The sequence below is a fragment of the Microcystis sp. M49636_WE2 genome, from assembly GCF_030065375.1.
Classification (GTDB): Bacteria; Cyanobacteriota; Cyanobacteriia; order Cyanobacteriales; family Microcystaceae; genus Microcystis; species Microcystis aeruginosa_C.
This window is the reverse complement of the sequence record NZ_JASJFG010000229.1, coordinates 1-22351: the sequence shown is the minus strand read 5'-3', so window position 1 is coordinate 22351 and position 22351 is coordinate 1. Positions and strand designations below refer to the sequence as shown.

Annotated in this window: 14 protein-coding genes and 1 pseudogene; 2 read left to right on the top strand and 13 right to left on the bottom strand. The window is 45.0% G+C overall.

Annotation, left to right across the window (positions count from 1 at the left end):
* Window positions 1-65 precede the first annotated feature (65 nt).
* The 9 genes from PX484_RS05370 to PX484_RS05330 all read right to left on the bottom strand — a co-directional run bounded on the left by PX484_RS05370 (window position 66) and on the right by PX484_RS05330 (window position 15398).
* The gene (locus PX484_RS05370; protein WP_002753524.1) at window positions 66-437 is read right to left on the bottom strand and encodes a hypothetical protein; all 372 of its coding nucleotides are present in this window, start codon (window positions 435-437) and stop codon (window positions 66-68) included.
* Between the two features lie 128 nt (window positions 438-565).
* Window positions 566-2329, bottom strand: coding sequence for an NAD(P)/FAD-dependent oxidoreductase (locus tag PX484_RS05365; protein ID WP_080694103.1), 1764 nt, complete (start codon window positions 2327-2329; stop codon window positions 566-568).
* A gap of 47 nt (window positions 2330-2376) precedes the next feature.
* Window positions 2377-3741, bottom strand: coding sequence for a flavin-containing monooxygenase (locus PX484_RS05360; RefSeq protein ID WP_287694440.1), 1365 nt, complete (start codon window positions 3739-3741; stop codon window positions 2377-2379).
* Window positions 3742-3825: 84 nt separating this feature from the next.
* Entirely contained in the window at window positions 3826-4587 is a 762-nt protein-coding gene (locus PX484_RS05355; RefSeq protein ID WP_016517237.1) for an SDR family NAD(P)-dependent oxidoreductase, read from the bottom strand.
* A gap of 127 nt (window positions 4588-4714) precedes the next feature.
* Window positions 4715-6526, bottom strand: coding sequence for an NAD(P)/FAD-dependent oxidoreductase (locus PX484_RS05350; protein WP_287694443.1), 1812 nt, complete (start codon window positions 6524-6526; stop codon window positions 4715-4717).
* A 141-nt stretch (window positions 6527-6667) separates the two neighbouring features.
* On the bottom strand, window positions 6668-8221 hold the full coding sequence (locus tag PX484_RS05345) for a thioesterase family protein (protein ID WP_103112243.1): 1554 nt from the start codon (window positions 8219-8221) through the stop codon (window positions 6668-6670).
* Window positions 8222-8287: 66 nt separating this feature from the next.
* Complete coding sequence (locus tag PX484_RS05340) at window positions 8288-11737, bottom strand: SDR family NAD(P)-dependent oxidoreductase (RefSeq protein ID WP_287694445.1); 3450 nt, start codon at window positions 11735-11737, stop codon at window positions 8288-8290.
* 21 nt (window positions 11738-11758) lie between these two features.
* Window positions 11759-14803 (bottom strand): type I polyketide synthase, encoded by a 3045-nt coding sequence (locus PX484_RS05335; protein WP_288103082.1) that lies wholly within the window; start codon window positions 14801-14803, stop codon window positions 11759-11761.
* Window positions 14804-15152: 349 nt separating this feature from the next.
* Window positions 15153-15398 (bottom strand): beta-ketoacyl synthase N-terminal-like domain-containing protein, encoded by a 246-nt coding sequence (locus PX484_RS05330; RefSeq protein WP_002734137.1) that lies wholly within the window; start codon window positions 15396-15398, stop codon window positions 15153-15155.
* A 1035-nt stretch (window positions 15399-16433) separates the two neighbouring features.
* Here PX484_RS05330 and PX484_RS25655 point away from each other — a divergent pair.
* Complete coding sequence (locus PX484_RS25655; RefSeq protein WP_353853211.1) at window positions 16434-16706, top strand: DUF6444 domain-containing protein; 273 nt, start codon at window positions 16434-16436, stop codon at window positions 16704-16706.
* Here the strand turns inward: PX484_RS25655 and gcvT are convergent.
* The 3 genes from gcvT to queA all read right to left on the bottom strand — a co-directional run bounded on the left by gcvT (window position 16675) and on the right by queA (window position 21326).
* Window positions 16675-17781 carry a glycine cleavage system aminomethyltransferase GcvT gene (gene gcvT, locus PX484_RS05325; protein WP_287766198.1) on the bottom strand — a complete coding sequence of 369 codons (1107 nt, stop codon included), beginning with the start codon at window positions 17779-17781 and terminating at the stop codon, window positions 16675-16677. The genes PX484_RS25655 and gcvT overlap by 32 nt on opposite strands.
* A gap of 595 nt (window positions 17782-18376) precedes the next feature.
* Window positions 18377-20065, bottom strand: coding sequence for a serine protease (locus PX484_RS05320; RefSeq protein ID WP_287766201.1), 1689 nt, complete (start codon window positions 20063-20065; stop codon window positions 18377-18379).
* A gap of 163 nt (window positions 20066-20228) precedes the next feature.
* Complete coding sequence (queA, locus tag PX484_RS05315; protein ID WP_287766203.1) at window positions 20229-21326, bottom strand: tRNA preQ1(34) S-adenosylmethionine ribosyltransferase-isomerase QueA; 1098 nt, start codon at window positions 21324-21326, stop codon at window positions 20229-20231.
* Between the two features lie 161 nt (window positions 21327-21487).
* On the opposite strand from queA, the gene PX484_RS05310 reads away from it, so the two are divergent.
* On the top strand, window positions 21488-21877 hold the full coding sequence (locus tag PX484_RS05310; RefSeq protein ID WP_002796539.1) for a hypothetical protein: 390 nt from the start codon (window positions 21488-21490) through the stop codon (window positions 21875-21877).
* Between the two features lie 28 nt (window positions 21878-21905).
* Here PX484_RS05310 and PX484_RS05305 read toward each other — a convergent pair.
* Window positions 21906-22238, bottom strand: a pseudogene (locus tag PX484_RS05305) (LOG family protein); the annotation flags it as partial.
* Window positions 22239-22351: the final 113 nt, after the last annotated feature.

Sequence of the window (22351 nt, the reverse complement as noted above, 5' to 3'; positions counted from 1 at the left end):
GTTTTCGGAAATAAATAAAAACACATTTTCTGAGAAATGCTATTAAAATTGAGCAAAACAATTCCCTAAGAAGTTATTTCCTCTGGCAATTGACAAAAAGTTACCACGATCTGACAAGAAGGAATTCCATTGGCTAAAAATAGATAAAGACAAGCTCGTTCGGATGGTTTTTTTGACCAGCAATAAACCGGGATACCTTGTTGATTAGATGCGGGTTGCTCTGAAGCGTAAATATCGAGAAATAGGGGAGTTTTTCTTTTTTGGTCTGAATTGAGAGGACAAAGAGCAGCAGCGAGGATAAAAATAGAGCCAATTTCACTTAAGCGTCTTTGCTCTAACGAAACTAGATTGCCAGACTGTAGAGATGCTAATTCTTTTTCGGTCAGATTTAGCCCTAACGATTTGACACCTTGATGAATTTCTTCATAGGTAAACATGACTTTTTCCGAGTAATTCTTAAGAGCAAGAATGGAGAGTTGTCAGGAAAGAAATAGGTGGCTATTAATCATATTACTTGATCATCCTAGCCGCACCTATTCCTAGAAAACACCCTTGATAAACACGGCTAAATCCAAGGGTTTAAAGAAGATTGATATTGATAATGTTTAAATTCCTCAGTTGTGCAAGCAATTTGATGATTATGAGGAATTTTTTTCATCTTTAATCGATGATAAAATTCTCCGAACGAGGCGACCCCTGACAAAAGCAAGAGTCGCAGGAAGTGATAGAGATGTTTAGGAGCTATTACTCCCCCCAAACCAAACCCCTTCCACTGAAAAACGAGATACCAAATCGCTCCATAGAAATGAGTGTATTTGATGCTCGTAAAGATGTTACTACGAAAAGGCTCATATTGAGCATTTTCTAGGAAGCTATCAAAATGGACTGGCGGTTGATAGTCACCTAGTAGCTGATCCCCTCGATAACAATCCAGTAAGCCTAGGTTAGCTTTTCGTTCAACTAATTGATTTAATTGTTCGTAAATCTCGACAAAAAGTGAATTGACTGTCTGACGATGAATCTTGACAAATCCCTCAATAAAGGAAACATTGAGATGCCATTTTCCCACATACAGGGGTACCAAAATTCCGAACCACCAGATGTACTCGAAATAGATTCGCCAACTCATGATACTGGCATGACCGAGTTGAGTTTTGTGATCGCGCATAAGTTGATTCACTCCTTCCGCTTGTGCGAGATTAAATTGGTTGTAAGCTACGCGTTTAACCTCGGCATCTGCTTCTCCTGCTAACTTCGATCGAATGACTTCAGTAACACTTTCGATGGCAAAAGTGGTCAGGGATGTACCCATAGAATAAAAAGCATCGAAAATATAAGCCGCATCCCCAATCACATACCAATTATCTGCCGAAAGAACTTCCTTACTGGTGTGAGCGATTCTCGGCCAGTAGTGAAAATCGATCTTCTCTCCACTGCTCAATAAATCATAAAGAAGTTTGTGATTAGCTTTGAGAAATGCGTAAAACTTCTGTTCTTGATTTAGATAATCGGCGGGAATAATTTCATGATGATGGATAACTCCGATCGAAATTTCTTGAGTGTCTGTGTCCGTGGGAATCATCCATAGCCAATGACCTTGCCCGAACCAGTGATTGGTGGCATAGTAGTGACTACAGGATGTGGCTTCTGGATCATAGCCAGAGTGAAAAAGAGTTCGATCAATATTTTTAACCCGTACCCATGCCGAACCCGTATTTACACCACAAAGATGCTCCGGATCGAAAATAACATTATCCGTTTTTTTGCCGATAATAAATTGACGACCAGCGGCATCTACTAAATGTTTAGCAGTTAATTCAATCACTTCATCGTGCAATTTCACCTTGACTTGATGGGGATCATTTCCGGGATGAATAGTAACATCAACGACACGACCATTATAAAAATCAACTCCCATTTCCTTATTCATTCGTAACAGATCCCGCTCAAATTTAGCTCGATTCATTTGGCTAGAGGCAAGGGGGGGCTGTCGATTCGTCCAAATATGGTAGTAATCCTCGATGGTATCGGTTTTGTGAGAATCTTTTGGCCAGTGAAAATTTAAGCCAAATTTGGGAGGATGATTTTCAATCATGTATTCGTAAAGACCCAACTCTTTACAAATAAATAAATTAGCAATTTCTACCGTTGACTCGCCAATTTTTAGATCCTTATCGCTACGATTTTCTGGACGAGGATCGATTAAAGCGATCTTGATATTGGGAACCTTAAGCATCAGGTGACGGGCTTGGCAAACGCCCGCAAAACCAGCACCCATAATCACAACATCATAGACGAATTGCCGAACAGAATTAGTGGTTTTCATCATGACAATTACCGAGAACAGGAGTAAATAGAGACAGTGGAACAGAAAATTTAGCTGATCGTGCTAACAATGTGGGCTGGTAACAAAGAATTGGCTTCAGATTGGAGCAGAGGTACCGCTCCCCTGGAACCCTTTTTCATCTCCTTTTTCACACGAGCAATATAAGGCTCATAATCCACTTGCATTGTGTGACGGGCTGAATAACCGTAACGTTGACAAACTTGTTCTTTTTCTTGGAAGATTTCCCGTTTCATTGTCCTAGAATCGGGCAACTTGTACTCTCCTAATAAGTATTGACTAATCCACTGACTTTGTAATTCAGCGATCGGCATAACCGGACCGATCGGTTGTAATAGGCCAATAAAAAATAAATCGCGATAGTCAGGGTGAAAAACATGATGGAATAGTTGTACCTCATTATTTTTAACCTCGATCACTTCTGAACGGAAAAAAGGAAAGCTCACGTTATAGCCAGTGCAATAGATAATTTCATCCACTTTTTCTCGGCTTCCGTCCACAAAGATCACTCCATCTCCATCTAACTTTTGAATGTTGGGTTTCGGTTTAACTCGTCCGTGAGATAGGGCGGAAAAAATATCGGAACTGATGGTAGGATGAGCGTGCATATAAGGATGATCGGGATCGGGGAGACCATACTGGCTTAATTTTCCCACCTGCAATTTCACCGCAAAAGCTTGAATTTTTAATTTCCAGGAGAACGGTAAAAAACGAGGAATTGGCGCTAGATCAAGCGGGGTTCCTAAAACGTGTTTAGGAATAATATGAAAGCCGCGTCTTACGGATAAGTAAGTATTTCGAGCAATCCGAGATACTTCAACGGCAATATCCATCGCAGAATTGCCAAAACCGACTACAACAATATTTTTATCCTGATAAATTTCCCCACTCTTATAGTAATGACTATGGGTTTGTTTGCCCTCAAATTCTCCAGGAAAAGACGGGTTAGGCCAACGAGGATTCCAGTGGTGTCCATTGGCAACAATTAGGGCCCGATAATTATGGCAAGATTGATCGTCGAGAGTAATTTGCCAACCACCCAATTCTAGGGGTTCAGCTTGAACGACTTTTGTTTGAAAATGAATATGGGGCTTAAGGCCAAAATGCTCGGCATAATCATCAAAGTATTGAGCGATTTGACTGTGATGCGGGAAATTAGGATACTCCTCCGATAAAGGATAATCGGAGTATTGCATCAGTTGTTTGGATGTGTTAATATGCAGGGAGCGATAGGCACTGGATAAACCATTGGCATTGTTATAGACCCAAAGACCGCCCACACGGTTACTCATTTCATAACAATCAAAGGCAATTCTTCGCTCTTTTAAGACCTTACAAGCTGCGATGCCTGAAGCACCAGCACCGATAATACATACTCGATCGAGCAGGGGATTCATCGTTCTATGTTCTCCAGAGTTTCAAAATTTCACTCGAAAAAGTCAGGGAGGAAATCAGGGGTACCCCTGATTTCCAGAGGAAATTTAATGCTGTTCAACTACTCGATAATGATGTTCCAGAACCGCCGGAAAAGCACCCCGTAGGATGGGCAATAAACGCTCTGTCCAATTCATAAAAACATTCGGTTGGGGACGCTCGATCGCTCGGGCAATTACTGCCGCCACCGTATCGGCTGAAGCCATCGGCACTGGAGAACGACCATCAATTAAATGCCCGGAACGCTTTTGGGCAACTTGCCAAAATTCTGTCTGAGTTTCCCCAGGACTCACCAAAACGACTTTAAATTGATGGCCCATCTCGCGGCGAGCAACGGTGAGTAGGGATGAAACCGCGCTTTTCGAGGCACTATAAACCCCGTAACCCGTGGGCAAAGCATAGGCAACGACAGAAGAAACACCGACAAAAACACCTTCGTGAAGATGGGGAGCGCTAGCTTGTAAGGTGTAGAGTAAGCCGAAGAGATTCACATCGAATAATTCTCGGGCTTCCTCCTCGCTGGTTGCCAAAATCGGCTTTGTAATGCCGAATCCGGCGTTGGCTACGGCGGCATCTAAACCCCCTAACCCAGCGAAATGATTGATCGCCTCGAATTGTTGGCGACGGTCGCGCACATCGAGAGGATAAAGGTAGGCCTTACCCCCCGCTGCCTGTACTTGTTGGGCAACCTGTTCTAGCTTATCTTGACGACGGGCTGCTAATCCTAAAATATGACCCTCTTGCGCTAATTTAATCGCTAAAGCTTGGCCAATGCCACTAGAAGCACCAGTGATGAAAATACGTCGCATAATTCCTCCTAAGATTGGATAATTGAACAAGAGCAGGGATATTTTTGATGAGAGAGAGAGAAAAGAAATCAGCTTTTTCTCGGGGGGTAAACATTGTCTGAACGGGGTAACTTACCCTAGAAAATATCTACACTTGCAAGGGAACTTTTTCCGCTTCCATTTCGGGAGATTTAGTATCTACTCCCTCGACTGTCCAAGGTTGAAGGGTATCCCCATACTGATACTCTTGAAAAGCCTGTCTCATTTCGGCGATCAATCGGCTTTCGCTGCCATGATTCCCAGTTAAACTATAGATGATATCTCCCAGACCAATGTAAATAGAGGTGGTCAATAATTTTGCCATTGTCCCCAGAGAACGGGGGTGGCAAACTTGGGACAGACCGCCACTTTTCCATTGCAGTTTTAGATACCAAATGGTCAGATAGAAGAAGGTTTTCTTCATGCTGGTAAATACGCTGGTTTGTTTTGGTTCATATTGGGCATTTTCGAGGGCGTGGGTATAACGCTTAGGGGTGTGATAGTTCCAAATCAGTTGATCACTACGGTAACAATCCATTAAGCCGATATTTTTCTTTTCGTCCACCAGTTGATCGAACTGATCGTGAATTTCATAAACTAGACTTCTGAGGGTTGTTTGGAAAGTTTGGACGAACTGGGGGATAAACTCTAAGTCTAAGTGCCATTTGCCCACAAAAATGGGGATCAAAATGCCAAACCAAATCATGTTTTCAAAGTAAATTCGCCAACTCATAATACTGGCATCTCCCAAGTGACGACTATGGTTATGCATAAAGAGATTAATCGAGTTGATCAGAGTCAGATTGAATTGATTGTAGGCTTGGCATTTTTCCGCCGCGTTGACTTCTCCGGCTAACTTGGCGCGAATAATCTCTGTAATACTATCGATCGCTGATACGATCATCGTCGATCCGAGAGAATAAAAAGCATCAAAAATACAAGCAGAATCGCCAATCACATACCAATTATCGGGAGAGTATAGGGTTTTACTGGTGTGAGCGAGCCTCGGCCAGTAGTGGAAATCAATATTCTCGGCACTGGTGACCAATTGATAGAGAATATTATGGTTTGCCTTGAGAAATTCATAGAATTTTTCCTTACTATTGAGGCTTTCACTGGAAATATAATCATGGTGGTGAATCACACCGATCGATAATTCCATTGTCTCTATATCAGTGGGAATCATCCATAACCAATGACCTTTACCAAACCAGTGATTGGTGGCGTAGTAATGACTACAGCTTGCTCCTGTGGGGTCGTAACCAGAATGAAAAATTGTTCGATCGACATTTTGAACCCGAACCCAAGCTGAACCAGTATTTACCCCATACAAATCCTTAGAATCGAAACTAATATTATTAGTTTTCTTGCCGATTAAAAATCTTCTTCCGGCCGCATCTACAAGATGCTTACCCTGTAACTCGATCGACTCGTTTGGTAATTTAACCTTAACGGTATGTAGTTGATCATTCGGGGTCAAATCGATATCCACTACCCGGCCATTATAAAAATCTGCGCCCATTTCCCGATTCATTTTCAGCAGATCGCGTTCAAATTTCGGGCGATTTAGTTGCGTCGAAGCTAAATCCGGTTGCCGATTTGCCCAGATATGAAAGTAATCATCGATGGTTTTTGTCTGATCATTGCGCTTGGGCCAGTGAAAATTCAGACCGTATTTCGGGGGATGATTTTCAATTAAATATTCGTACAATCCTAAATCTTTGCCAAAAAATAGTGTCGCTACTTCAACTGTAGATTCTCCTAATTTGAGATCCTTTTCTGTCCGATTTTCGGGACGAGGATCAATCATAGCGATCCGAATATTAGGAATTTTGAGCATTAGATGTCGAGCTTGACAAAGGCCAGCTAACCCGGCCCCCATAATAATTACATCGTAAGGGCGATTAGACATATTTTTCACGGTAACAACTCCTAGTATTTAAAAAACTTTGGTGGCTTGAATATAGCCGCTCAAGAGATAGGAAAAAACTGATTTAGGGAATACTTCAACTTCGCTAGATTTTTTTCTGGAAAGATTCGGCCAAGAAATTGAGCGATCGGCTCAGAAAGCGTCTTGAATAGTCGAAGGTAAAAAACTGGGTTGAAATTGGCCTTGTTGATCGGCAAGAAGCCAAATTACATCCTGTTCTCCCACGGCAAGTTTCTGGAAATTACCCGCCGCATCCTGACGGAAATACTCGAAACCTAAGGTCATTCCCCGTTCAAATACAGCCCTCAGTTGCATAGAAACGTGAATTTCTTCAAAAGGGAGAGCTTCTCGTAAATAGTCAATCTGACTACGAAGACAACGAAATTCTCCTCGTTGGCCAGAACGTCCATAGAATTCGGGGACTAGGGAGTAACCGAAACGATCACGTAAACGACCTTGCCAATCACTATAGATGGCGAAGTTAATATTTCCGATCGCATCCGTTTCTTCTAACGAGGTGAGAAAGGATTCTTGCCGGAGTAATTTTCCTTTCTCGCGGGGATAATGGCCGCGGTAGAGTTCCTTGCCCATGGAGAAAAGAGAAGGAACTGGCGAAGTTTGAATCGGTTCATAAAGACCCGCCATAAAATCCGCTAAAAACTGGGGCAGGGGGTGAATTTTTGAGCCTTGACTAGGAGAAATTTCTGTCCAAGTCATGGTTAAAGTACTATGGGCAATTTTTGCTCGTATCTCTTGCTCTGTCACCCGAAACCAGTCGTAACCAAAATTAACAGTTGATCCAGAAACTTCCTGCACCCAAAAATGAACTTCTACTTGATCCTGTAGTCCTAAATCTCCAAAAATCTCTACTTGGCTACGATTGGTTACCATTCCCCACCGTCCCGTTTTGAGATATTCCCCCAAGGTATGACGGATCGGTTGAATTGCCCGGTCTCGTACTTGTCCCATCCAGTGAAAGAAGTAGGAAAAATAAACATTTTGGCTAATGGTTGCCGTTTCCTTGTAACCCACAGGCCAGCGCCAGATTAGTTTTTGCAAGGGAGTGGAAACGGTGGTTTGGGGAGGGGAGGAAATGGGAGTTGAATTGACCACCACCGCTACCATTCTTTGAGGATTGCGGGTAAGTTTCACCGGAAAGGTAAGCACAGATAAAGACTGACCAGCAACGAGGCCTCGAAATAAAACATTTTCTCCGAGAGATCGTTCTAAAACTAAGTCGATGTCCATGGCTTGGGTAGCTTTCCGGAGAGCTTCTAGGGCGGCCCAGATGCGAGTTGCTGCCTGGTCGATCGATTCTACTCCTCGAGCGAGTAATTGTTGAAGTAGAAGTTCTCGTTTAAAACTCAGTAAAGCGATCCAATCTTGGGGACTTCGTTGAGTAATGGGGGCGATATCGCACCCTTGCCGACCATAACCGGAGACACACAGACAGAATTGCTCATCATGGGATAGGGAAACCCCGACATTTTCCACTCCCGCTCCTTGCAGTATCGGTTGACCTGATGTTAACCACTGAATTTCAGGAGTTTGAGGGAGTGGTAAACCATCAATCCCCGGGGGAAGAGTTGTTCCAGAAGTGATCGAATATAGCGGTGCTTTCATCGTTTTCCCTGGTTCCCAAGAATCAACGGCGGAAGTAATCGTATCTTGTCTGAATTTGCCCATCTTGAAACATTCTCCGAAACTAGGTGGAGAGAATGAGACGTTTTTCGCACCATTCTCCCGGAATGATTAGGAAGGATTGAGGAAATTTCCGACTGTTTTGGCGAATAAGGGAACTTCCTGTTGTCGGCGCTCACTGCTGGGTAAATTTTGTAAACCGGGTTGATAGGTGAGCGCTAGGGTTGGGGCATCGATCCCGAAGGCTTCGGCCGACTGTTTCAATTGTTCTTGTAATCGCCGTTCGTCCCGTTGACCAGGATTGGCGATTTCCTCCGCCGTGGGATTGTCGCCTCGATGTTCTAGAATCCTTAACTGATAACCTTCTAACGTTTCCAAAACCTGCCCCTGCTCGTTGACTGCCGTGACAGTGGTACGATACTCTTTGCCCTCGCGTCCTTCATTGATAGCTAGTCCAAAACAGGATTGGTTCCGGGGAATTTGGTATAGATCAATACGATCAATGCGGATGGGTAAACAGATATCTTGAGGGATAATCGGTTGTACTGATTGCAGAAGAGAGTCGCGATAGTAGGGATCACCGAGGAGGAACGGGCCATCGGCTCGATCGAAGGTTTCTTTTTCCGCTCGTTCGCCGCCTACTTGGGTGGAGAATAGGAATTCTTTCGAGTTGAGACGATAGACATTTTTCAGTCGTTGAAAACGGCTTCCTTGAAAGAGTAACCAACCGTAAAGATCCTGTTTGGGGTCAAGATCTAGGGGTCGATCGGGTACAGTTACCGTGGAGAGGGGAACTTCGGCGCTTTGATCGTCGAGAATCAAGGTGGCGGCAAAATGGGCGATGGTAAACCCTGTCCGTTCCGTACGGATTTCGGCGCGCACTTGTAGCGGCTCAAGAGGAGATTTCTTTTCGAGAACTCGCGCCCAAATTTCGATCTCTACTCCCTGTTCGGGATCGACAACGATCGGTCGCTCTAAGCGGATATCTTGCAGACGAAGCCGAGAAAATGCTGTTTTTTGGCTGACATAGAAGGCGGCCTGAGCCATCGCTTCTAAACCGAAGACAGTGGGGAAAAGATAGGAACCGTTATAGATATGATCCCGAACATAGGAGTCTTGAGTGAGGGTAAGACGGGTACGGAAACCCACTTCTACTCCCAATTCGATGGTGTGAATATTCTCGATAAATGAGAAAGAGGCGGGGGGTTCGTAACGATGGGTACGCCATGTATCAAAGCCCCGTCGCATGGTTTCCACGCCGCCCAATTTGGACGTGACCACTACTTGAGAATCGCCGGGATCTTTAAACATCAGTTCTAAGAATCGATTGACTCCATCTTCTGTGGGCATGGCCTCAATGCCCATCCGGTTGAGATTCCGAACCGTTCCCATGCGTGCCCCCATGCCCACTTCTGACCAGACGCTAAAGGCGATCGCCAAAACCGACGTTTCTGGGTGTCTTTCGCCAAAGTTGCGAAGTAGAAGGTCGAGGGATTCATTGGAAAAGCCATACCAAGTATTCCCGGGTAATCCCAAAACCGCACTAATGGAGGAGAATCCGACAAAAAGTCGCGGCGGCATTTCTTCTAAGGCTTCCATTAGGTTCAAAACGCCCAGGACTTTGGGGGCTACTTCCGATTTGGCCTCGCCGAGAGTGGAATTTTCCACCCGACGGGGTTTGTTTAACGCCGAACCATGAATCACACCGGTGATCGGGCCTAGCTCTTGGCGAACACGAGTAACTAGCTCTCGGACAGCGATCGCATCGGTGACATCACAGGAATAGTAACGACAGATCAGCCGTTCTTCCGCAAACGCCCGTAGGGTTTGGGCGATCTCGCGCGCACTAGCATCAAGGGGATCATCTTGGGGATGGGGAGAACGCCCCACAAGGGCGGTTTTGACTCCAGTGAGTCGAGCGAAAGCGATGGCACATTCGGCGGTAATTCCCTTCGCACCACCGGTAATCAATACCACGTCCTCCGTTGACCAAGATAGGGAACGGGAAGCGTATTGGGTGCGATCCTGTACTTTCGGGCGAGGAAGGCGACGGATCGATTGTTCATCGTAGCCCACGGCTAAATAGGCTTCTTTGCGTCCGATTTCACCAATGATGGTTTCGGTCAACGCGGGCGAGGGGTTTTGGTTGGGTAAATCGATCACCCGTACCTTCAGATCTGCCCGCTCTAAATGCAGACTAGCGGCAAAGCCCATCGTACCGCATTGTTCCAGATTGCTCATTCCGGGTAAACGACCGAAGTGACCTCCCCCGAATTGAAGATAGGCGACGGTGACATATTCCCGTTCTAATTGCTTGGCACTGAGGGGAGTGGCGATCGCTCTAAGGCGAGACATAGCTCGTAGTAATCGCGCCGAGGAATCGCCATCCCCTCGCGCTTTTTGCGGCAAAATTCCCAAGAAGTGCGTATATTTCGGGTTTTGAATCCCTCCTTGCCAGGCCATTTCTTCGTAGGTGATCTTCTCGACCATCGCACCCTTGTCTTGCCAGTGCTTCTCCAGCATCTGCACCCAATCCGTTTCTTCCGATTCCGCGACGATGAGAATGCGCGCTTCTGGCCAATTGTCGTAAGCAAATAAATTGGCGGTTTCCCAGTTTTCTCTTTCCTCTGCCGGCAGCTCGATCGCTTCTTCGGGGGAATATTCTACTACGAAGTTACGAACCCAAGGAGAAGAGCTAGAAGCTAGAGAGGGAGCGGTTGGGACGGGTGAAGGATTGTCCGTCCCGAGCGATTGACTATGTTTGGCTAAAATCTCAGCGATTTCGCTCAAGGGGGCATTCGCAAACTGAGCGGGGTCGAGCTGGCCGGCAACGCCCAACTGTTTCGCCGCTTCCGCTACTAATTCTGCGGTTTTAATGGAGTCTAAGTTCAGGTCATCCAGTAAGCGCGATTGTAGGGACAAACTATCGATCGGAAACCCCGTTTTTCCGGCAACTAATTCTAGCAAGAGGCGAGAAATCGTTTGCACATCCTTTCTAGATTCTGTAGTTACCACTGGATTCGGGGTAGAAGGCTCCATTGAGGTAGGCATCACTTCTCGCACGGCTTCGAGAATTTCTTGAAGAGATGCGTTCGCTAGAGTGGTCGGATCCACTTTTCCCGCTACGCTGCACTCCTTGGCAAAATCCGCGATTAATTCCCCTCCCTTAATAGAATCCAAATTTAAATCATCTAGCAGTCTTGCTCCTAGGTGAATAGTATTTTCGGGAAATCCCGTTTTCCGCGCTACTAAAACAATTAATTGGGTTTCTAAATTGGCAGGAGGTTGGCTGGCCACGGTGGGTACAGATTTCGCGGGAGCAGCATCGACCATAACCGGTGGTTTTATTGTAGGATTCTCTAGGGTCGGAGCCGAGAAAGAATGGGTCGGACTTTTCCCATTGTTCGGGATATCTGAAGGCTTAAAGTTACTGCCTAGAGACTGTAAATCGGCGCGGATTACTTGAGCGAGAAAGGAACCCCTTTGCTGAAAATAAGCTGAGAGAATTGTCAAAATTCTCTCATTCATTTGTTCGTTGGGAGAAAGTTTTTCGTGAGTCATGGTATCATCCAGCGAATAGGTTTACAGGAAAGAGAGGTTTTCTAAATCAGCCCGAATTAATTCGGCTAAAAATGAGCTTCGTTGCGAAAAATAATGACTGAGAAGGTCGCTCATTTCCTCTGTGGATAAAGCAGGTAAGTTCTCTAGAGAAGCTGATTTAGATGTGGTTTGAAGTGGAAAAGGGATGATTTGATCGAGTTCCTCACGCTCGAAATCGAAGGAACGCTCACAAGGATTATCAATGAACAGGCGTTCTGACGCTGGAATAAATGGACGAATCAACCGATTTTCGTAGAAAAAATTCCAATTAATACCAGTTCCTTGCACAAATATCGCCGCAATTGCTGTATTCAGATCTCGTGTATTACCCACTTGAGATTCTAGGGGCAAACAGAGGGGAACTTCAGCGATTTCCGCGGTCAATCCCGAAAGAACTTTTCCTGGACCCACCTCCAATAAGAAGTCACATTGACGAGCAATCTGTTGGTATAGAGAAATAAAATCAACTTGTGCAGTAATTTGGTCAGCGAAGTGTTCTGATAGAGAAATTACTTGGGAAACTTGCTGTCCTGTTTTACTAGATCCTAACCACAACTTCGGCGTTGGATATTCCGCAAAAGAGCAAGTTTGGCGAAGTTTTTCCGCCGCCGCAGCCACCATTTGCGAGTGAAAAGCGTTAGCGACGGGTAATTTTTTTCCTTGAATCCCTCGCACCAAAGCCCTTTCAAGAACCGCCAAAACATTATCGACCTCACCCGAAATCACTGTTTGCCTGGGGCTATTTAAATTGGCGATTGTCACATATCCCGCGACTCCTCGTAGTAACTCTTCCGCTTGAGAACGGGAACAAGCTAAACTGGCCATTGTCCCTGTAGTGGAACTACTCTCCGTCATCACCTGTCCCCGGAGGGCGGCGAAACAAAGTAAAGTTTTTTCGTCATAGCAATCCGCCGCTTGGAAGGCCGTTAATTCTCCTAAACTATGACCGCCCACAGCCACCGGTTTAATTCCTAATCGCTGTAAGTATTTCTGCCATAGTAAGGACACAAAACAAACCGTTTGTGGGGCGATTTGGGTCAAGGCTTGGAACCAATTTTCCACCTCTTCGCGATTGATGGCTCGATCGAGAGGACGGTAGATCACCGGACCGATCGGCACAAATCCCGCTTCTTGCAACCATTGATCGGCTTGGGAGAGAAAATCCTGCGCCCAGGGGTAACGTTCCACCAACATCCGCGCCATATTTAAACGTTGCGAACCTTGGCCGGGGAAGAGAAAGCCGATTTTGGTTCGTTGCACCTTTTCGGCTAACCAAAGATCCTTTTGGGGAGAGACGCGCATTTCTCCGCTTCTAAGGGGGGACTCTGTGAGCAGTAGGGAGAGGCGATCGAGTCCCGTGGATAATTCCCCGGGAGTTGCTGCGATCAGGGCGGCCCTCGTAGAGCAGTGTTCAGGTAATTCTTGCGCCAATTTAGCCGCTAAATCGGGCATTTCTGCCAAACTCATGCCTTCTACTCGCGGTTTCAGCTTTTCGACGATTTTGAACAGGTCTGTCGTTGAATTCGCCCCAAAAACAAATAACTCTGTATCTTGGTTGGACACGAATAAAGCCCGTTCGGCTATGCCAGATTTGAGACGAGTTGTCGCCGGATCGCCGGAAGAAAGGGTCACATGGGAGTTAATGCCCCCAAAACCCATCGCCGACACTCCCGCCCGTAAAATCTCCGTTTCTGGGTAGACTTCCCCTAGTTGCACTGGATATAAACATTGGGCGCTCTCCTCGAAAACGGGATTCGGTTCTTGACAGTTAACGGTAGGGGGAACGATCCGCTGATTAACCGCCATGACCGCTTTAATGAAACCCCCGATCCCGGCCGCCGCTTTCGTATGACCAACTAGGGATTTAAAAGAAGTCATGCCACAGGAACGAGGGGGGGCAGGTTTCGAGGCGTTCATGGCTAGGGCTACCCCTTCAATTTCAGCCCGATCGCCTACGGGGGTTCCGGTTCCATGTCCTTCAATAAAATGAAGAGACTGGGGACTATAACCGGCTTTTTCGTAAGCTCTTAATAGGGCTTTGGACTGTCCCACCTTAGAGGGTGCGGTAATGCCTCCTTTGCCGTCGGAGGACAACGCCCAGCCGTCCAACAGGGCATAAATGTAGTCGCCATTGGCCTGTGCGTCGGCTAATCGTTTGAGAACGACAAAACCAGCTCCCTCCCCAGGGATAAAGCCACTGGCACGGCGATCATAAACCCTCATATCCTGAGCCGTCAGTGCGCCGGTTTTGGCGAAACCAATTAATTCAAAGGTATCGAGACTGATATCAATGCCACCGGCTAAGGCCATGTCTAAATCGCCATTACTTAAAGCGTTGGCGGCAGTGACAACGGCGATTAGGGAGGAGGAACAAGCACCATCGACCGTATAACCACCACCGTCAAAATTAAAAAAGTTACAGATTCGTCCGGCTATGGTGTTGGACAGTCCCCCAGCTAGGGTATCTTCGGTAATGGGTGGGAAAACGGATTTATAGAATTTCTCCATTGTTTCGAGAAGTTCTTCCACAATTGTTCCAGACAGTCCTTTGACTTCGGCAGCAGCCCGCAAGGCTCTTCGTACGTAGGGCCAACGTAACCGCATCACATTCGAGCGAGTATGTTCTCCAGTTAAGGAATTGCCGAGAATGACCCCGGTTTTTTGGGTGGGAACGGTATCTCGACGATACCCAGCATCTTCGAGCGCTTTGTCGGCTATTTCTAAGGCTAACCAATGCACGATGTCGGTTCCATCGACCGTTTTTTTGGGAACTCGACGATTAATCCAGTCGAATTGAAAGCCATCAATGAAGGCCCCGCGTGTTCCGTAGGTTTTATCGGGAGTGGCGGGATCGGGATCATAATATTCCGAGAGTGGTAAACGTTGATCGGGAAACTGGCGAAATTGACAACGACGCGCTAAAATATTCTCCCAAAGTTCGCTTAATTGGTTGGCACCAGGGTAATGGCAACCCATTCCGACAACGGCTATAGGATGAGCGATTTTATCGCTTTGAGTTTTCGGCATTTTTTTCCTTGTTTTGAGGACAATATTTGAGTAGAATTTGCCATCTCAAGTGTTAAGCCAAACTCGGACAAATGGGTCGAGTTCGTAACTATTCTGATTGATTGGTATCAATTGAAATGCATACACAGCGAGTTTGTCACAAAATTGGCCAATTGTTAATGGCGTTTGAGATGCTCTCACCCTGGTATATGAGCCAATTTACAGGGTAATCGCACGTTCTTTTGTATAAAATCACACATTCCGCACCCTCAACTGTCACATAAGCTGTACCCCTCCAGAGACTTGAGTAAAAATACTTAGCTGGTGAAGGTTTTCTCGGCACCAGCTAGGGGGGTCTTGAAACCCCTAATTATGAAAAAAATTGAAAGCCATCAATGAAGGCCCCGCGTGTTCCGTAGGTTTTATCGGGAGTGGCGGGATCGGGATCATAATATTCCGAGAGTGGTAAACGTTGATCGGGAAACTGGCGAAATTGACAACGACGCGCTAAAATGTTCTCCCAAAGTTCGCTTAATTGTTTGGCACCAGGGTAATGGCAACCCATTCCGACAACGGCTATAGGATGGGCGATTTTATCGCTTTGAGTTTTCGGCATTTTTTTCCTTGTTTTGAGGACAATAATTGTGTTTGATAACTATCTGGTTATCCTAGGAGCGGGGGAACCCAGCCAGGTCTTTTTTCGGTATTTCCCGAAAGCTTATGATTTATTGTCATTTAGCAGTTACAACTGTCTCATTGGCACTCAAGATAACCTTGATAAAATCACGGTATATAAGCCAAGGTATTCAGTTATTCAAAGGATTTTCCAGAGAAATGTTAAAGGGAAAACTTTAGCATCTACTCTGTAGTTGTAACTTGTTCACAAGCAGAAGTGTTGAATCCTGCAATAAAACTTCACAAAACCAGTATTTTACAGTGCTAAATTAGATTCGCTATTGAGAATGGAGTCAATAATCAGTCCTTTTTGGTATTATCAGAGCGAATACATAACTTGGTCATGATCTTCAAAATCTTAACATTCAACACTTCTGGTTCACAAGTATATGGGTAAGTTTCAGCAGTGACAATCGAAGTTTAGGATGTTAAGCAAGAAGATAAGCTGCTCTTCTCGACTTTGTGTGATCATCAGTGCTGATCATTCGTAGGAGTCTTGGCGACGGCAAGGCTTTGAAGAGTCAATTCGGGAGCATCTCATTTATGCAAGTGAGTCATTATACTTGTCCCTAAAACTGGTTTCTAGCAAGGCTTTCAAAATAGCTTGACATAAAACCTGATTTGGGGGTTACAAAGGTGAGATGCTCCCTTTGAAGATTGGAAGAGTATATTTCTGGAAAATTATCCCTATTCTTCTTCCTTCCACACAGAAACGAGGAGAGCCGATAAGCAGTAGATGCGTTTGGGAGTTTACCTCTTTCTAATGGTTATCTCTCATCAAGAACCTTACTGCTAAGTAGTCGGACATAAATTCTGTTGTCTATCTTAAGAAATGTAAATTGCCGCAATTCTTACTGACGACCGACGACCGGCTACTGACTCCTTACCCCACAGTTAACTTTACTTTTGTCCAACTACTTATTTAGGGTTTGCTGAATAAATCGTAACTGCCGAGGTAGAGAAAAAAGGCGTTAGAATGTCAACCATGACTTACGAAGAACAAGCCAACAGAATTAAAGCATTAGAGAAGGAAAATCAAGCTCTGCGGGAAAAGATAGCCGAGCTGGAGAGGAGACTGGGATTAAATACTCAGAATAGTTCTCAGCCCCCTCAACAGACGGACTTAAGAAGGAACAAGGAACAAACAAGTTTTTACTCAAGTTCTCAAGGGGGAAGTTCTGGTTTTTTCCTAATTTGTCAAGACCTCGGTAGTTACGTTACTTTTTACTTTTATAAAAGGGTTTTTTGACTACGGTAGCGGGGTGGTTGCTGCCGCGGATTTCCACTTTGATCGCCTGTCCGATCGAGGCGAAAGGTGTGGGAAGATAGGCTAAAGCGATCGCTGTGTTTAAAGTTGGTGATAAAGTGCCACTGGTGACTTTACCCACCACTTCCCCAGCGAATACTACTGGATAATCGTGACGCGCGATATGTTTGCCGGACATCTGCAATCCCACCAAGCGCCGATTGACACCATTAAGTTTTTGGTCTTCGAGGACATTGCGACCGATAAAATCGCCTTTTTCTGGCAGATGAACCAACCAATTTAAGCCAGCCTCTAGGGGACTCGTGCTATCGTCGATATCCTGTCCATAAAGGGCTAAAGCTGCCTCTAAACGCAGGGTATCCCGGGCCCCCAAACCGCAGGGAGTCACCCCTAAATTTAAGAATTCTGTCCAAAGTTGCTGTCCGATTTCAGGAGGGGCCATAATTTCAAACCCATCTTCTCCTGTGTAACCGGTCCTAGCGATAAAAACTTTTTCCCCGAAAAGCTGGCTTTCCCAGTGATTAAATAGGCCAAAATCGCTTAATTTTTCCCCGATCAAGGGCTGTAAAATTGTCGCTGCCTTTGGTCCTTGCAGGGCAATTAAGACCCTTTCTCGCGATAAATCCTTTAATTTGACCCCCGAACCCTCTAAATTGCCTAAAATCCATTCTCGATCTTTATCGGTGGTTGAGGCATTAACAATTAATACGCCTTGGCTTTCGCTTTGGTAGTAAAAGATAATATCATCGATTATGCCACCGTCTGGGTTAAGTAAAACGCTATATTGTGCTTTTCCTGCTCTTAAACGGGCTAAATTAGAGGGAACTAGGGTTTGGAGAGATTGAACCAGATTATCGCCAGTTAAGATAAATTTGCCCATGTGGGAAATGTCAAACATCCCCACACCATTGCGGACAGCATTATGTTCGATTTTTAAGCCGCTAAACTGTATCGGCATCTCCCAACCCGCAAAAGGGGTAAATTTGCTGGTTTGTTGGGCAATTAGGTCGTATAAAGGGGTACGAATAGCGGGGGAAGTTGCTTCTTGGTTAGCCACGGTGATCTCGATCGAATGGTTTTCTGCCTAGAGTAGCATAGCAGTTATCAGTTATCAGTGATCAGTTATCAGTTATCAGTAACCAGTAAACAGTAAATAAGTAGGTAGGCGTTAAAAATTATCAGACACCACCCTTATCAAGGGGGACTAAGGGTAGGGTTGATTCATGAATCAACCCTACTATGAATCAAGCCTAGGACTAAGGGGGGATCGAACCTAAAATCCATTTTTAATTTAATTATAACCAGCTACTTAGTAAACAGTAAACAGTGATCAATCATACTAAATCCGTTGAGTACAGGCTAGTTATGCGGAGAAGCAGTCATGCAAGAGGCACTCATGCAAAGGGGAATAAATAATCAGTTTTTAATAACTGGATTTAGTATCACTATCCACTGATAACTGATAACAAAGGCCGAAACTAAAACCTAATTTGTTAAGCTAAAAGCTTTGATCTACTTAGTTTATAACCTTCTTTTTAGGTAGGAGAATTGCCAGATTCTTTCTTTTGCCCCTTGCTTTCAGAAGCTGATTACTGATTACTGTTCACTGATAACTGAAAAAGTTCCCCACTTCATAATTCATAATTGATAATTCATAATTCCCACTCCCTTAACCTTTCTCGCACTCTGTCAATGGGAATTGCGAAACCGCAGCCCAATCTAACGGCATTTTCTAGGGGTTTAGGAGTGGAGGGATTATCACAAAATAAACTCGCTTGAGAAATCACTCCCACCACTTGATTTTTATCGTTTAAAACTGGACTTCCCGACTGTCCAGAAACGACAAACATGGACAAACTTAAGGATTTTTCGTTATTATCATTAACCGTGCCTTTGCTGACAGTCCAATCTTTTTGATTAAAAGGATTACCGATCGAGATTACCGGTTGATTAGGGGCAATTGGTAGGGGCGCTAAAGCTAAAGGTTTTAAATCTGGGGGAGGATTTTTTACCTCTAATACTGCTAAATCGAGCCAGTCGTTAGGGGGGGTAATGTGGAGAATTTTAGCTTTTGAACGCTTGCGTATTTTTCCCTGGGGTGGTTGACTATAATACTCGACAAAAATGCGGGCCCCTGCATCGACTTCTTGACGGGAATTCGTCACCACATGACGGTTAGTCACGATCCAAGCTCTATCTTGATCTCGTTTTAATAACCAACCAGTGCCGATCCCATTGTTATTTTTGCCGCGCACGACAATTTTAACAATTGAGCGTTTTAAATTCACCAGAGGATCACTCTTAACACTGGGAATTATCTCTGGCATTTTTAATAATTCGGGATTGTCGTGAATTAATCGCCCCCGTTGGATTTCCTGTAAAATAAATCTAGCTTCTGATAAATTGGGATCGATTTCTACGGCTTGCCGACACCAATTTAAACCCTCATCGATCTGACCGCTATTGATATAGGTATAACAAAGATTTTCGTAAATATTAGCATTTTTGGGGCTAATTTGGCGTGCCTGTTGAAAAACTGCCATCGCTTCCCCTAGTTTTCCCTGTTCCGCTAAAGCTTTGCCTAGATAATTATAAATATCCCCATCTTTAGGGGCGTAAATTAAAGCCTGTCGATATATTTGCTCTGCTTGCTGCCATTTTCCCTGTTTTCCTAGGGCTTCTCCTAATTTTTTGTAGATTTCACCCTGACTAGGTATCAATTCTAGAGCTTGCTCATAGGCATAACTGGCCTCTTGCCAGAGTTGCTGTTCACTGTAGGCCTTTCCCAGATAAAAATAGGCTTTTCCCTGACTAGGATCGAGAAAAACCGCTGCTTGCAGAGCTTTCGCCGCCTCATCCCAACGTTGTAAGCTATAGAGGGCTTTTCCTAGCTGAAATTGCCCTTTAAAAGTTGGTTTAATCATAATTGCTTTTTGGTAAGCATCGATCGCCTCCGACCATTTTTCCTCTTGCGCGAAGATATCTCCCAAAGCTACTAAATGATTACTTAGGGAGGGTTCCATCGGTGGTTTATCGTTAACTATAAAGCCACGATTATATGCTTGTAAGGCTTCAGAATAGCGTTTTTGACTTTGTAAGACCTGAGCGATTTTTATATGGGCTTGGACTGAATTTTCGTGAAAAGATAAAACTGTTCGGTAGGCAGACAGAGCCGATTCCTTCTCCCCCGCGGCCAAAAGTTGATCTCCTTGCCAGAGATAAGCCAAGGCAATAAGATAAAAAATAGCAAAGGGAGTGCCAGCGATAAAGGCAATAATTACAAATATTTGCCAGGATTTGCCAGAATAGCGGCGACCGATTTTAATATCTTTTCTTTTCATTTCTTGGTTAGGATAGACAACAGGCCAGAGGTGGTTCGATAATCGACCTAGACCAATTTAGATGCGCGGGCCGCTTATACATATTTTTCCCCTTTCCTGTTGCCCTTTCCGCAGTTCTAGCCCTCCTTCTTTCTGGGGTGTGGATGTAATTTTGTCCAACTACTTACCGATTACTGCTGCAAGCGCTGGGTAGGATTAACATAGCGTCACCGAAGGAATAGAAACGGAAACGCTCTTGGATAGCTGCTTGATACAATGCCAATAGTCTTTCCCGTCCGACTAAGGCACTGACTAACATCATCAAACTGGACTTGGGTAGGTGAAAATTAGTGATCATGCCGTCGATAACTCGCCATTGATAACCCGGATAGACAAATAAATTCGTTTTTCCCTGAAAAGCGGTTAATTTCTCGCTCTTAGTTTCTTTAATTGCCCCTTCCAAGGCGCGAGCTACCGTGGTCCCCACGGCGATAACCCGGCCACCTCTAGCCTTTGTTTGGGCGATTTTTTCGGCAGTTTCGGCGGAAATCTGCAAAAATTCTTGGTGCATTAGGTGTTCTGTAATATTTTCCACTTCCACGGGGCGAAAGGTTCCCACTCCCACATGAAGGGTGATATAGGTGGTATCTATACCCTTCTGGGCGAGCTTATGGAATAATTCGGGAGTAAAATGTAATCCGGCCGTGGGAGCGGCCACAGAACCCTGTTTATCAGCGTAAACTGTTTGATAACGGTCTTCTTCCGCCTCCGATTCGGTGACGTAGGGGGGGAAAGGAATATGACCGTACTCCTCCAACATATCCCAAAAACTGCGTCCGGGATGACGTTGAAATTGCAGCAGACGACCAGCAGTGTTCAGATCTCGGTCGATTACTTTCGCTAACCATAATTTTTCTTTGTCTTCCGTCGGCCCTGTTTTCGGATAAAAAAGGACTTCTGAACCGACTTTAAAGCGTTTTCCCGGTTTCACCAGAGATAACCAAAGATGGTCATCTTGTTCTTCTAATAGTAATATTTCTACGGGGGCGCCCGTGGTTTTACGTCCAAATAAACGGGCCGGAATCACGCGAGTATCGTTGAAAACCAGCAAATCCCCCGACTCTAACCAAGTGGGTAAATCCCGAAAAATAGCCACATTATGACTATTGGGAGAATCTACCACCAAAAGACGGGAACTGTCTCGGGTTTCTGCGGGATTTTGGGCAATTAACTCCGGAGGAAGGTGATAATCGTAGCTGGAGAGTAATTGATCGGGGGTCATCGTCATTGTCATCATAAAAATCTTCGCAAAAGTTGGGTAATTCTACCCAGGCGAACTTCACTGAATCGGGGATTTCTCCCCTTGGTATCGAGAACGGTTTATCGTCAGACTTAGAGATATAACACTAATCGTGACTATTAGCCAATAGCCCGGCGGCCACTATGGACTATCTCTATTTTCTTGCTAATGCTAGTTTAACGCTACGAGTCACCGAATACCTGCGATCGATGACTCATCTGCCTTCCTCCGTGATGACGGTTATCCATCAGATTAACGGTTGGGTGGTCAAGGTAAAGTTTAATCAAATGCTCACTCCTTGCCAACACGGTGATTTTCGCGCCTACATGAATGAGTTAGGGATTACCTATCAACCGGAAATGCGTCTCCAGATGGTTTTTTGGAGTTTGGAAACGGGACAATCTCCTATTGATGTCATGCGTCGTTATCAAGTGGCGATCGTGTCCCATGGTACCCCGGATCAGCAAGATATAGAGGCTTTTCGTCAACAATTTACTAAGGGTTTAGGATACTGTCCGGAAACTCTGGCCTAGGGTTTATTTTCTCTCGGGATGCTCTTCGAGGGAATAAAGCTGCTGCGTCACTTTCCCGCAGAAAAAATAGTTTTCTGGTAAAGAAATATTTAAAATCGATTAATTTGGCATCATTTATGATCTAGGGGTTAGCCCCCTGTTCAAAGGGTAGCTGAATATTTAATCCGAAGGAATTTTCCCGTCCAGCATCTTCATTCCCTGCTTGCATGATGCCACCCCCAGCGCCAGTTAACACCATAAAACCGTATTGACTGATACAGCGTGCGAAGTCCACTGCCAGACGGTATTCACTGCTGTGGGGTTTGATGCGTGCCGAGCCAAAAATGGTAAGTTTACGAATGTGACGGTAGGGGTAAAATAGTTACTAATTCTGTACGCAAATATTGCATCTAGAATTAGCTTTGTACGCTTTGACCCGTACTGGGTTAACTACGAACCTCTCTATCGGATTCCCGCTAAAGGCGGCCTCTCCGA